At 68.8% G+C, this 12491-nt stretch carries 9 protein-coding genes; 1 reads left to right on the forward strand and 8 read right to left on the reverse strand.

The genetic code is table 11. From position 1 onward, the window contains the following. The first annotated feature begins 309 nt into the window (after positions 1–309). Complete coding sequence (locus tag KRX55_RS01430; RefSeq protein WP_218406074.1) at positions 310–1185, forward strand: SDR family oxidoreductase; 876 nt, start codon at positions 310–312, stop codon at positions 1183–1185. Between the two features lie 186 nt (positions 1186–1371). Here the strand turns inward: KRX55_RS01430 and rpmA are convergent, their stop codons facing one another. The 8 genes from rpmA to KRX55_RS01470 all read right to left on the reverse strand — a co-directional run bounded on the left by rpmA (position 1372) and on the right by KRX55_RS01470 (position 12423). Continuing rightward, positions 1372–1638, reverse strand: a complete 267-nt coding sequence (rpmA, locus tag KRX55_RS01435; protein WP_198736916.1) for a 50S ribosomal protein L27 — start codon at positions 1636–1638, stop codon at positions 1372–1374. 48 nt (positions 1639–1686) lie between these two features. Further along, positions 1687–1992 carry a 50S ribosomal protein L21 gene (rplU, locus tag KRX55_RS01440; protein WP_200260622.1) on the reverse strand — a complete coding sequence of 102 codons (306 nt, stop codon included), beginning with the start codon at positions 1990–1992 and terminating at the stop codon, positions 1687–1689. Between the two features lie 207 nt (positions 1993–2199). Beyond that, entirely contained in the window at positions 2200–5775 is a 3576-nt protein-coding gene (locus KRX55_RS01445; RefSeq protein WP_370625735.1) for a translation initiation factor IF-2 N-terminal domain-containing protein, read from the reverse strand. A 908-nt stretch (positions 5776–6683) separates the two neighbouring features. Next, the gene (gene ndk, locus KRX55_RS01450; RefSeq protein ID WP_200260616.1) at positions 6684–7094 is read right to left on the reverse strand and encodes a nucleoside-diphosphate kinase; all 411 of its coding nucleotides are present in this window, start codon (positions 7092–7094) and stop codon (positions 6684–6686) included. A gap of 49 nt (positions 7095–7143) precedes the next feature. Beyond that, a complete protein-coding gene (locus KRX55_RS01455; RefSeq protein WP_218406076.1) occupies positions 7144–7665 on the reverse strand; it encodes a hypothetical protein in 522 nt (173 codons plus the stop codon). A gap of 20 nt (positions 7666–7685) precedes the next feature. Next, positions 7686–8123: a DUF4233 domain-containing protein gene (locus KRX55_RS01460; protein ID WP_218406077.1), complete on the reverse strand. Its 438-nt coding sequence runs from the start codon at positions 8121–8123 to the stop codon at positions 7686–7688. Next, entirely contained in the window at positions 8120–9697 is a 1578-nt protein-coding gene (folC, locus tag KRX55_RS01465; RefSeq protein ID WP_218406078.1) for a bifunctional tetrahydrofolate synthase/dihydrofolate synthase, read from the reverse strand. Before folC ends, KRX55_RS01460 begins: the two co-directional genes overlap by 4 nt. 2 nt (positions 9698–9699) lie before the next feature. Further along, a complete protein-coding gene (locus tag KRX55_RS01470; RefSeq protein WP_218406079.1) occupies positions 9700–12423 on the reverse strand; it encodes a valine--tRNA ligase in 2724 nt (907 codons plus the stop codon). Between the last annotated feature and the right edge of the window lie 68 nt (positions 12424–12491).

Below are 12491 nucleotides of genomic sequence, written 5' to 3' on the forward strand. Positions count from 1 at the left end.
TTGAAAGGCTTTCTTGTTGAAGAAAAATGCTCCCTCCAACCTACCGAACACCCGCCTCAGGGCCTACTCCCCGCGCGGTCGCGGTGCTCCCGGGTTCCCCGTATCCCGCGGTGCGCCGTCCGCCGTGATCGGCGCAGCGGCCCGTCCGGAGGGTTCCGGGGCGACCCGACCCGGCGATGACCCCGCGGACCGTCGGGAGTTGAGCTTGGCCGCCGGATCGCGGCGGTTCCACACCGGATTAGGTCCCGCGCCGGGGTCCCGGGCGTAGGCTCGGGGTCGGTACAGCAGATTCGATCGCGGGAGTGTGTCATGTCCGATCAGCCGGTCACCGTCGTGGGTGCGACAGGGTATCTGGGCCGTCACATCGTCGCGGAGCTCGACGGGCGTGGGCACCCGGTCCGCGCCATCGTCCGCGATCCAGTGCGGGCGCGCCGACCGGGCCCGCACGGGTCCCCCGCCCTGGACGGGCCGCGCACGGAACTGGTCGCCGCGGATGTCACCGTGCCTGGCCGGGTGGCGGGCCTTCTCGACGGTTCGACGCGGGTATTCTCCGCGCTCGGTGTGACCCACCAGAAGGCGAGCCCGTGGGACGTCGACTTCCTGGCGAACCTCGCGGTCCTGCGTGAGGCGGAGCGCAGCGGGGTCGAGTCGATGCTCTACGTCGGCGCGATCGGCATGGAGCACGGCACGTCGCTGGTGGCACGCTCCAAGACCGCGTTCGCTGCGGCGTTGGAGTCCTCACCGGTGGTCGGTCGGATCGTCAACCCTTCCGGATACTTCTCGGACATGGCGTCCTACGTGACGCTCGCCCGGAAGGGCCTTGTGTTTCTTCCCCCTGACCCGGGGATCCGGCTGAATCCGATCCACGGGGCGGATCTCGCGGCGTTCTGCGTGGAACTCTCCGCGGACCGGGCGCAGCGGGACCGGGTCCGCGTCGAGGTGGGCGGACCGGACGTGCTGACGGCCGAGGAGATCGCCCGACTCGCCGCCGTCGCGGTCGGGGCCACACCACGGAACGTGCGGATACCCCGGCGGGTGCTCGACGGCGCGGTCTGGACTGCGTCCCGGATCAGCGAACGCCACGGAAATCTCGCCCGGTTCTTCGCCGAGGCGATGACCGGTGACGCGGTCGGACGGTGCACCGGCACCCACCATCTGTCCGACTGGTTCCGGGAGATCGCCTGACCCGACCGGGGGTGTCCCCACGCGACGGCGCCCCCGGCTCCCTGTCTCCACCCGTGGCTCCGACGGGCCGGTGTCTCAGATGCCCGAGGGGCCGACATGTCCCGGAACACGCGAAAACGGCGCCCACCTCCCGGATCGGGGAGGTCGGCGCCGTAGCGGCGCTTCGTCGGGAAGCGGGCCGGGGTCCTAGACCGCCGCCGGAACTTCCTCGACGATGTTGATCATGCGGCGGTTGCGCTTGGTGGAGAACTGCACGGAGCCCGCCTTCAGAGCGAACAGCGTGTCGTCGCCGCCACGGCCGACATTCTCACCGGGGTGGAACGAGGTACCGCGCTGACGGATCAGGATCTCGCCGGCCTTGACCCGCTGGCCACCGAAACGCTTGACGCCGAGACGCTTTGACTCGGAATCGCGACCGTTGCTGGAGCTGGAAGCACCCTTCTTGTGTGCCATTGTCTGTCTCCCTCCTTCAAAGGAAAAGATCGATGAAAGCCGGCGGGCTTACTTGATGCCGGTGACCTTGATGACGGTCAGCGGCTGACGATGGCCCTGACGCTTCTTGTATCCGGTCTTGTTCTTGTACTTGAGAATGCGGATCTTCGGGCCCTTGACGTGCTCGACGATCTCTGCGTTGACGCTCACCTTGGCGAGCTGGTCAGCGGCGGTGGTTACTTCGGCGCCGTCGACGAGCAGAACCGGGGTGAGAGCCACGGACGAACCCGGCTCACCCTCGATCTTCTCGACCTTGACGAGGTCACCTTCGGCAACCTTGTACTGCTTGCCGCCGGTCTTGACGATCGCATACATAGGAGGGCTACCCCTTTTTCTAAAAACTCGGATGGGTGCGCCGCCGGTGGGCGGCGGCACCTTCAATGGACTGTGTTGAACACTTGCGTTCCAGACCTCACGGCCCGCGGTGAAGCGACCGTGCGAACGGCGGACGATGCACACCGACACGGTCTGGAACAGCGACTGTCAAAGACTACCGCCCCGGACAGTCAAAAGACAAACCCACTACCGCTTTCCCGGGACTTTCCGGACGACACGCCGACGCCCGCGCTGTCCCCGCTTCGGATGTTCAGCGGTGGATCCGTCCCCGGCGGGCGTCTCCGCCGCGGCACTCCCGGCACCGTCATCGGCGGGGGTACCCGCCTCGGATGCCTGAGACCCGGCGGCGGGAGCGGCGATCCGGCGGACGATGCGACGTCGACCCCGGCGCAGCTTCTTCACCTGGACGCCACCGGCGGAAGATTCCGCGGGGGCCTCCGTCGCCGTGTCCTCCGCTGCGGGGGTTGCCGCGGCGGACGCCTCCGCACCACGTGCCTCGGCCTCGGCCTCGGCGATCTGCTTCTTCGTCAGACGCTTCGTGACGCGGCGCCGGCCACGACGGCCCATCGTGCCGTCGTCCGTGGACTCGGCGTCCGGCTCCTGGGTCCGCGGGGCACCGGAGTTGTCCCCCGCGGGCACCTGATCATCCGATCCGTCGTCGTCACCGTCCGAGGCACCGTCGTCCGGGAGCGGACGCACGTTCTTCGCGATACGACGGCGTTGGCGGCGTGCCGCCGACGCGGAACGTTCCTCCCGTTCCTCACCGGAATCGTGTTCCTGATCCGGGCGACCGGCGGCCAGCTTCTCCGCGGAACCGCCGTCCCGGTGCACCTCCTCGATGTCCTCGTCCGCGAGTGGTCCCGAGATGTAGTCGGACCGCTTCGGCGGGAAGTCCGACACGGAGTTTCCGCGGGTCCGGCGCTTCCGGCGCGGGGACGCCTCGAACGCGTCGAGCGCTTCGCGGTAGCTGTCCGCGGGCAGGTAGTCGGCACCCGACGGCTCGTCGGGGTCCTCCACGCCGGCACGCGCGACCGCCGCCGCGGCGATGGACTCGACACTGTTCGTCTCCTCCGCGCGGTCCTCCCGTTCGGAATGCTGTGCGGGTTCCCGGTCGGATTCCTCCCCGGAACCGGAACGCGCGTCGTCGGCGTGCGGTGCCCGGCTCGTACGCCGGCGGGTACGGCGCCCACGGCGCGGGCGGTTCTCCCGGTCCTCGTCGTGGGCGTCGTGCCCGTCCTGATCGTCCCGGGAGTCGTCTTCGACGGAGCTCTGCGACTCATCGGCGCCGTCATCCGTGCCGGAGCGCCGGGTGCCACGACGGCCGCGACGGGAGGAACCGGAGCGGTTGTTCCGCTTCCCGTCGTCCTCCTGCCCGTCGTCGGTGGCGACCACGGCGGCGGCGAGTTCCTCGATCGACGGGGACGCGGCGGACCGGTCGTCGTGATCGTCGTCGTGCTCGTCGGCGGGCTTCTCCTCGCTGTGATCCTTGTGCAGGGCCACGGCGGCGGGGTGCTCGGCCGGACGGTGCACCGGCTGCTCGTCGGAACCGCCGCTCCTGCGGCCCCGGCGGGATCGCGGCGGCTCATCCTCATGCTCGACGGGATCGGCGTGGATCACGAGACCACGGCCGTCACAGGTCTCACACTCGGTGGAGAAGGTCTCCAGGAGCCCGGTGCCGAGCTTCTTGCGGGTCATCTGGACCAGGCCCAGCGAGGTCACCTCGCTGACCTGGTGGCGGGTGCGGTCGCGGCCGAGCGCCTCGGTGAGGCGGCGCAGCACGAGATCCTGGTTCTCAGGGAGAACCATGTCGATGAAGTCGACGACGATCATCCCGCCGATGTCGCGCAGGCGCATCTGGCGGACGATCTCCTCGGCCGCCTCCAGGTTGTTCTTGGTGACGGTCTCCTCGAGATTGCCGCCCGACCCGGTGAATTTCCCGGTGTTGACGTCGATGACGGTCATGGCCTCGGTGCGGTCGATGACCAGGGAGCCGCCGGACGGCAGCCACACCTTGCGGCTCAGCGCCTTCTGCAGCTGCTCGTCGATGCGGTAGTGCTCGAACACGTCGACGCCGCCGTTCGCGTTCGCGTCGTAGCGCTCCATGCGCTCCTCGAGATCGGGCGCGACGGAGCGGATGTAGGCGTTGACGGTGTTCCAGGACCGGTCGCCCTCGACGACGAGGGCGTCGAAGTCCTCGTTGAACAGGTCGCGGACGACCTTGACCAGCATGTCCGGCTCCTCGTAGAGGGTGACCGGCTTGGATCCCTTGGACTTCTTCTCCTTCTTGACCTTCTCCTGGATGTCCTCCCACAGGGAGTGCAGACGGTTGACGTCCGCCGCGATCTCCTTCTCGTGGACACCCTCGGCGGCGGTGCGGATGATCGCCCCACCGGTGGAGGGGACGACCTCCTTCAGGATCGCCTTGAGCCGCTTGCGTTCGGTTTCCGGGAGTTTCCGGGAGATACCGGCGCTCCGACCGCCGGGCACGTAGACGAGGAAACGGCCGGCGAGGGAGATCTGGGTGGTCAGCCGGGCACCCTTGTGCCCGACCGGGTCCTTGGTGATCTGGACGAGCACCTGGTCACCGGAGTGCAGCGCGTGCTCGATGCGGCGGGAACGGCCGCCGAGACCGGCGGACTTCCAGTCGACCTCGCCCGCGTAGAGCACGCCGTTGCGGCCCTTGCCGATGTCGATGAAGGCGGCCTCCATGGAGGGCAGGACGTTCTGGACCCGCCCGAGGTAGATGTTGCCGACCATGGACGACTGGGTCTCTGAGGTGACGAAGTGCTCGACGAGCAGGTCGTCCTCGAGGACGCCGACCTGGGTGACGGAACCGGGGTGGTCCGTGCGGGCCTTCTCCCGCACGACCATCGTGCGTTCGACGGACTCGCGGCGGGCGAGGAACTCGGCCTCGGAGACGACGTGCCGCTTCTTGCGGCCCTCCTCGCGCAGTTCGGTCCTCCGGCGACGCTGCGCCTCGAGACGCGTGGACCCCTTCAGGGCGACGGGCTCATCGGGGAGGTCCGCCGTGTCGTCGGTGTCATCGCTGTCGGCGGTGTTCTTCGACGCCTTGTTGCGGTCGTTGCCGTTCTCGTTGTCGGCGTCGTCGCCGCCCCGGCCCCGGCCCTTGCCGCGCCGACCGCGGCGCTTACGCTTGCCGCCGCCCTCCGGGTCGTCGTCGGAGTCGTCTTCCCTGTCCACCGGCCCGTCGGTGTCCGCGGGTGTGGGCGGCAGGAACACCGGTGCGATGAACGCCGGGGTCTCCGGGGCCGGGGTGACCGCGGAGATGACGTCCTGAAGCAGCTCGGCCTCCTTCTCCTCCCGGACGGCCTCCTCGATGTCGATGGGCGTCGCGGAGGCGGTCTCCCCGTCGTCATCGGTGTCGTGCTCGCTGTCGGCGAGTTCGCGTTCGACCTTCTCCTCGATCTGGTGGATCTCGTTGGCGACGTTCTTCTCCACCCGCGCCCGGATCTTCTCGACAGGTTCGCCGTTGGGGGGCTCGGGGGCGTCCTCGGCGGGTACCGCCAGAACATCGAGCAGCCGGTTCGCTTCCTCGCCGCTCAGTGAGGACTGCGCGACCTTGACCAGGCCCATCTTGTCCAGGGTGAGGATGAGGTCCTTCGACGTCGTGGCGAGGAGCTTCGCCAGGACATGGACCCGGGTCTTCGGTCCCAGTCTGGACCGGTCGAACTCGGCGGCGAGCCGCGCGGTCGCGTCTGCGGGAACCTCGGCTGCGGCAGCGATCTCCGCCGGGGCGGCCACTGCTTCGGGTTTGCGGGTGACGCGACGCCGTGGCGCCTTCTTCGACGTCCCTGTGGGCTCTTGCCGGGTGTCCCCCGCGGCGTCGGCGGCCTTGCCCCGCTTCTTCGCGGGCGCCCGGGACCCGGTTTTCCTCCGGTCTCCGTCTGCGTCGCCGTCGTCGCCGGTTGTGGTCTTCTTCGTGGAGGTCGTCCTGGCCGCGGCGATCTTGCCCGTCGTCTTCCGGGCGGCGCGCTTCTTCGCCGGTGCTTTCCCGCTACCGACTTCGGTTTCTCCGGCGGCGGGCGGGGTGTCGGCGGTGGAGTCCGCGGCCGACGCGGTGGCCCCACGGGTGCTCTTGCGTGCACGCTTGACCGGGGTCCCGGTTTCCTTCACTGGGGCCTCGCCGGTGTCGGCTTTCCCTGCCTCCGCCGGCTGTGCCCCGGCCTTCGTGGGGGCTGTCTTCTTCGTCGTCCGCTTCGCGGTCCGGCGGGTCTTCTTCGGTTCTGTACCGGTGGTCTCAGCCACGGGGTCTCCTCTGGTATCGACTTCCCCGGGCGCTGGCAGGACACATGTTCGTGCGTTCGTCTCGTCTGGTGTCCCTGCCGCCGCCGCGCGGGGTGGAAAAGTCTTTAATTGTCGTGTGCGTGTCTAAAAGTGTGTCTCTCGCGGCATCCGCTGCGTTCCAGCGATACCCGTCAGGGCGCGAACGAAGCAACGCGGAGCCGGTCCCATTGTCGCACACATCCGGATCCCCTCCCCTCATTGACGGCACTCCGGGCAGGGAGCGCGGCACCACCTGCGGATCGGTTTCTTAAGCTGCCCTTCATCCACCCCCGAATTCCGGTGGCCGGGTCGGGTGACGAAACGAACGCCCCGCACCCACCGTGGTGACGGGGGAACGGGGCGGAGGTGCCGCGGGAGCGTCCGGATCAGAGGTTCGGGAACCAGATGCCGATCTCGCGCTCGGCGGACTCGGGGGAATCGGAGCCGTGGACGACGTTGGTGGCGACGTCCAGGGCGAGATCACCTCGGATGGTGCCGGGGGTGGCCTTGGCCACCGGGTCGGTGCCGCCGGCGAGCTGGCGCCAGGCCTCGATCGCGCGGGGCCCCTCGACGACGCCGGCGACCAGCGGTGCGGAGGTGATGAAGTCGACGAGCTCGCCGAAGAAGGGCTTGTCGGTGTGCTCGGCGTAGTGCTTCTCGGCGGTCTCGCGGTCGGTGACGCGGAGATCCATCGCGACGAGCTTGAGGCCCTTGCGCTCGATGCGGTTGATGATGTCGCCGACGAGGCCACGCTCGACGCCGTCCGGCTTGATCAGGATGAGGGTGCGTTCAGTCATGCCGGGAATTCTACAGAAACCGAACCGCGGATGAGGGATGCAGGGGGTGTCAGAGATCCTTGACCACACGGGCGGCGTCCGCGATGGTCAGCTGCGGGACCTTCTCCCTCAGTGCCTTCGCGGCCAGGGGGATGTCGCCCTCGTCGCGGATCCGGGTGATCTCCCGGTAGTCGGTGGAGATCATGCCGACCCGGTCGGTCTCCTCCCCCGCGGCACCTTTGCCGGGGGCCGCCGGGAGGGAGTCCACGATGATCTCCGCGGTCTTCAGGTTCGGCCACGGCGGAGAGTTCCGGAAGACGGCGAGTGCCGGATTCCGCCGCCCCTCGCCCTTCAGCCGGATGGCCTCCTCGCGGAGCGCGGGATCCAGGGGAAGGCCGATGGCGGCGGCGGCGGAAACCGACTCCTGCTTCCTGCGCCACCCCTCGAGGGCTCCCATGGCGACGCCGCAGGAGAGGAACATGGCGACGCCGATTCCCCGGCGACCGTCCAGCATGAGATAGCCGCCCCACAGGCAGCAGACACCGAACACGAAATAGAGGACGGCGATCAGGCGCCGGATGGACAGACTCATGGATCCAGTCTATGCCCCGCTCACGTGTGCTGGGTGACCAGGAGCCCCCGACGCATCCTCTCGAGGAGAACTTTGCGCAGATGCATGATGTAGAACCAGACGGCGACGAAGATGAGCGCCATGACGCCCATGGAGTAGTGCACGAGGAAACCCGCGACCGCGGCGATCTGGAGAACCCAGTTCACCGTCATCGCCCAGGGGCGCTTCTGCATGAAGGCCACGAGGAACATCGCGACACCGACGACCGTGACGTACACCCAGTTGAACGTGGTCCAGTGGGCACCGTTGTCCACCCGCGCGATGACGGTGAGGACGAGGAGCAGGGAGATCGACTCCATGACCAGCGTGCCCGCCATGACCCCCCGCAGGCCCTTCATCGGGTCCTTCGCGGGAGCGTGACCCGGGCCCAGGGGCCCGTACTCGATCTCCTCCCCGTTCTTCCTCCTCTTGTCCGTCATGACGGTTCCTTTCCGAACAGTGTTCGTGCCTCACCGGCCGTGACGACGGATCCGGTGATCAGGACGCCGGATCCGGAGACCGCCTCGCCGGGGGCGTCGGTCTCCTCGGCGAGCGCCACCGCGGTCTCCACCGCGGCGGGCAGGTTCTCGTCGACGTGGACCCGTTCGTCGCCGAAGATCTCCCGGGCGTATTCGGCCAGTTCGTGGCAGTCGAGGGCCCGCGGCGACGTCGACTGCGTGCAGACGACCTCGCTGACGTGGGGTTCGAGTTCGGTGAGGATGCCGCGGGCGTCCTTGTCCCCGAAGCACCCGATGACGGCGATGAGCCGGCGGAAGTCGAAGTCGCGCTCGAGTGCCTGCCCGAGCGCCTTCGCGCCGTGCGGATTGTGTGTCGCGTCGACGAACACCGTCGGCGTGGAGCGGACCCGCTCGAGCCGACCCGGTGAGGAGACGGTGCCGAATCCCTCCCGGACCGTGTCCTTGTCGAGTTGACGCCCGGCGCCGGCGCCGAAGAAGGCCTCCACCGCGGCGAGTGCACAGGCGGCGTTGCGAGCCTGATGCGCACCCGACAGCGGCAGGAAGATGTCGTCGTAGTCCCCGCCGAGGCCGCGCAGGACCAGCTGCTGTCCACCTACGGCGACGGTGGATTCGACGACCCCGAACTCGATGCCCTCGCGGGCGACGGCGGCATCGGTCGCCACGGCCCGTTCGAGGACGACCTTCAGCGCCTCGGGGTGCTGTTCCGCGAGGATGGCGATGTTCTCCCGCGGGGAGAGCACGTCATCCTCCTCGACGGTGCGGGGTTTGATGATGCCGGCCTTCTCCCCGGCGATCTCCGTCAGCGTCTCACCCAGGTAGTCCGTGTGGTCGAGGCCGATGGGGGTGATCACCGCGACATCGGATTCGATGACGTTCGTGGCGTCCCAGGTGCCGCCCATGCCGGTCTCCACGACGGCGACGTCGACGGGGGCGTCCGCGAACGCGGCGTAGGCCATGGCGGTGAGCACCTCGAACTTGCTCATCTGCGGCCCACCCTCGTTCTTAGAGGCGGCGTCGACGATCTCGACGTAGGGCCTGATCTCCCGCCACAGCGCGCAGTAGGTCCGCGGGTGGATGGGGGCGCCGTCGACGGCGATGCGTTCGGTGACGAGCTGCAGGTGCGGGCTGGTGGTGCGCCCGGTCCTCCGGTGGAAGGCCCGCAGCAGCGACTCGATCATCCGGACGACGGAGGTCTTCCCGTTCGTTCCGGCGACCTGGATCGCGGTGAAGCTGCGCTCGGGATTGCCGAGCAGATCCATCAGCCGGGTCATCCGGTCGAGCGTGGGGTCGATCTTCGTCTCGGGCCAGCGCAGGTCCAGTTCCGCCTCCACAGCCGCGAGGTCGGCGAGGTCCTCCGGGGTGACCGCGTCGTCCGCCGGCGGGTTCGTCGGGGCGTGGACGTCGATGGGCAGGACGAGCCCCGCCTCGTCGACGCCGAGCTCACCGGCCTGTGCGGCGGCAGCGGCGTCGGCCGGGGTGTCCCGGGGACGGGTGCCCTCGAAGCCGGAGCCGGTGGGGTCGATGGTGTCCGACATGTCTAGCCGAGCTCCTTCAGTCGGAGGGTGATGCGCTCGACTTCCTCGGCGGCGACGCGCTGCCGCTCGCGGATCTTGTCCACGACGGCCGCGGGTGCCTTCGCCAGGAAGTTGTCGTTGCCGAGCTTCTTTCCGGTGGTCTCGAGTTCCTTCTGCGCGATGGCCAGATCCTTGCCGAGGCGCTTGCGTTCGGCGGCGACGTCCACGGTCCCGGAGGTGTCGAGTTCCACGGTTATGGTGGCCTGCGACAGCCGGACCTCGAGGGAGGCGGAGGGGGTGAACCCGGCGTCGGGTTCCTCGACACGCACGAGGGAGCGCACGGCGGGCGCCAGGGCGTCGAGGTCGGCGGCGGTGAAGTCGATGCGGGCGGGAACCTTCTGCGAGGGCTTGAGCCCCTGGTCGGAGCGGAAGCGGCGGATCTCGGTGATGAGCTTCTCGACGTCGGCGATCCGGCGTGCGGCGGTCCCGTCGACGGGGGCTCCGTCGGTGGTGTCCGCCGCGGTCGGCCAGTCGGCGACGACGAGGGATTCGCCGTCGGTGAGGGCCTTCCAGAGGGTCTCCGTGACGAACGGGATCGCCGGGTGCAGCAGGCGCAGTACGACGTCGAGGACGGTGCCGAGGACGAGCTGGGTGTTCCGGCCCCGGGTGACCTCCTCCGGCGTGGCCTCGCCGAAGTCACGCGGGATCTGGACCTTGGCGATCTCGAGGTACCAGTCGCACAGTTCACCCCAGGCGAACTGGTACAGGGCCTCGTTGGCCTTGGCGAACTGGTAGTCGTCCAGCTGGCGGTCCACGTCGGCGCGGACCTGCTCGAGCCGGTCGAGGATCCAGCGGTCGGCGTCGGTGAGTTCGGCGCGGGCGGGCAGTTCGCCGACCCGGGCTCCGTTCATCAGCGCGAAGCGCGTGGCGTTGAACAGCTTGGTGGCGAAGTTCCTGGACGACTGCGCGGAGTCCTCGCCGATGGGCAGGTCCGTGCCCGGGTTCGCGCCCCGGGCGAGGGTGAACCGCAGGGCGTCGGCGCCGAAGCGGTCGACCCAGTCCATCGGGTCGATACCGTTGCCGAGGGACTTGCTCATCTTCCGGCCCCTCTCGTCGCGGACGAGGCCGTGGAGGAAGAGGTCGGTGAACGGGATCTGGGGCCGGCCGCCGTCGGCGGTGCCCAGCTCACTGTCGTCGAGGGTGGCGGCGAAGGTCGCGAACATCATCATCCGGGCGACCCAGAAGAACAGGATGTCGTAGCCGGTGACCAGCACGGAGGTCGGGTAGAACTTCTTCAGCTCCGGGGTGTCGTCCGGCCAGCCCATCGTGGAGAACGGCCACAGGGCGGAGGAGAACCAGGTGTCGAGGACATCGGGGTCCTGGACGTAGCCCTCGGGTGCGGTCTCGTCGGGGCCGACGCAGATGACGTCGCCGTCGGGTCCGTACCAGATCGGGATGCGGTGGCCCCACCACAGCTGGCGGGAGATGCACCAGTCGTGCATGTCGTCGACCCAGGCGAAGTAGCGCGGCTCCTGGCTCTCCGGGTGGATGGTGGTGTCGTGCTCACGCACCGCGTCGCCGGCCATCTCCGCGAGCTTGTCGACCTTGACGAACCACTGCTCGGACAGGCGCGGTTCCACGGGCTCGCCGGAGCGCTCCGAGTGACCGACGGAGTGGACGTAGGGGCGTTTCTCGGCGACGACGCGACCCTGTTCGGCGAGCGCCTCACGGATCTTCACCCGCGCCTCGGCGCGGTCGAGACCGTCGAACTCGGTGCCGGTTCCGGCGATGTGCCCGGTGTCGTCCATGACGTCCGGCATCGGCAGATCGTGGCGGAGACCGAGCGCGTAGTCGTTCGGGTCGTGGGCCGGGGTGATCTTCACGGCGCCGGTGCCGAACTCGGGGTCGACGTAGTCGTCGGCGACGATGACCAGTTCGCGGTCCGGCAGCAGCGGGTGCGGCAGCGTCGTGCCCACGAGATCGGCGTAGCGCTCGTCGTCGGGGTGCACGGCGACGGCGACGTCGCCGAGGATCGTCTCGACGCGGGTGGTGGCGACGACGACATGCGGCTCGGAGTCGTCGAGGGATCCGTAGCGGATCGACACCAGCTCACCCTCGACGTCCTTGTAGACGACCTCGATGTCACTGACCGCGGTCTGCAGGACCGGGGACCAGTTGACCAGGCGGTGGGCGCGGTAGATCATGCCCCGGTCGTAGAGGTTCTTGAAGATGGTCTGGACCGCGCGGGACAGCCCCTCGTCGAGGGTGAACCGCTCCTTGGACCAGTCGACGGAGTCGCCGATGGCGCGCATCTGGGAACCGATGACCCCACCGTAGCGGGACTTCCACTCCCAGACCTTGTCGACGAACTCGTCCCGGCCGTAGTCGTGCCGGTCCTTCCCCTCGGTTTCCTTGAGGTGGGCCTCCACCTTCGTCTGGGTCGCGATGCCGGCGTGGTCCATGCCGGGGAGCCAGAGGACCTCGTAACCCTGCATCCGCTTGCGGCGGGCGAGGGCGTCCATGAGCGTGTGGTCGAGGGCGTGGCCCATGTGCAGCTGACCCGTGACGTTCGGCGGGGGCAGAACGATGGAGAATCCCGGTTTCGGCGAATCGGCGTCGGCGGTGAAGTAGCCGGCGTTCACCCAACCCCTGTACAGCTCAGCTTCGACCGCTTTCGGGTCCCAGCTCTTCGGGAGCTTGTCGGCGCGGTTGTCCTGGTTCTCATTCTGTGAAGTCACACCGCCCATCTTAGATGGTGGCCCGGGTGCTCACCGAAGCAGGGCGAACGCCCCGCCGACCCGGTTCTCCCGGGTCG

The organism is Corynebacterium sp. TAE3-ERU16 (assembly GCF_019209935.1).
GTDB classification, from domain to species: domain Bacteria; phylum Actinomycetota; class Actinomycetes; order Mycobacteriales; family Mycobacteriaceae; genus Corynebacterium; species Corynebacterium antarcticum.

Bases quoted from the DNA above. Each gene is read 5' to 3' on its own strand.
- KRX55_RS01430 (WP_218406074.1), top strand. From the start codon at position 310: ATGTCCGATCAGCCGGTCACCGTCGTGGGTGCGACAGGGTATCTGGGC.
- rpmA (WP_198736916.1), bottom strand. From the start codon at position 1,638: ATGGCACACAAGAAGGGTGCTTCCAGCTCCAGCAACGGTCGCGATTCC.
- rplU (WP_200260622.1), bottom strand. From the start codon at position 1,992: ATGTATGCGATCGTCAAGACCGGCGGCAAGCAGTACAAGGTTGCCGAA.
- ndk (WP_200260616.1), bottom strand. From the start codon at position 7,094: ATGACTGAACGCACCCTCATCCTGATCAAGCCGGACGGCGTCGAGCGT.
- KRX55_RS01455 (WP_218406076.1), bottom strand. From the start codon at position 7,665: ATGAGTCTGTCCATCCGGCGCCTGATCGCCGTCCTCTATTTCGTGTTC.
- KRX55_RS01460 (WP_218406077.1), bottom strand. From the start codon at position 8,123: ATGACGGACAAGAGGAGGAAGAACGGGGAGGAGATCGAGTACGGGCCC.
- folC (WP_218406078.1), bottom strand. From the start codon at position 9,697: ATGTCGGACACCATCGACCCCACCGGCTCCGGCTTCGAGGGCACCCGT.
- KRX55_RS01470 (WP_218406079.1), bottom strand. From the start codon at position 12,423: ATGGGCGGTGTGACTTCACAGAATGAGAACCAGGACAACCGCGCCGAC.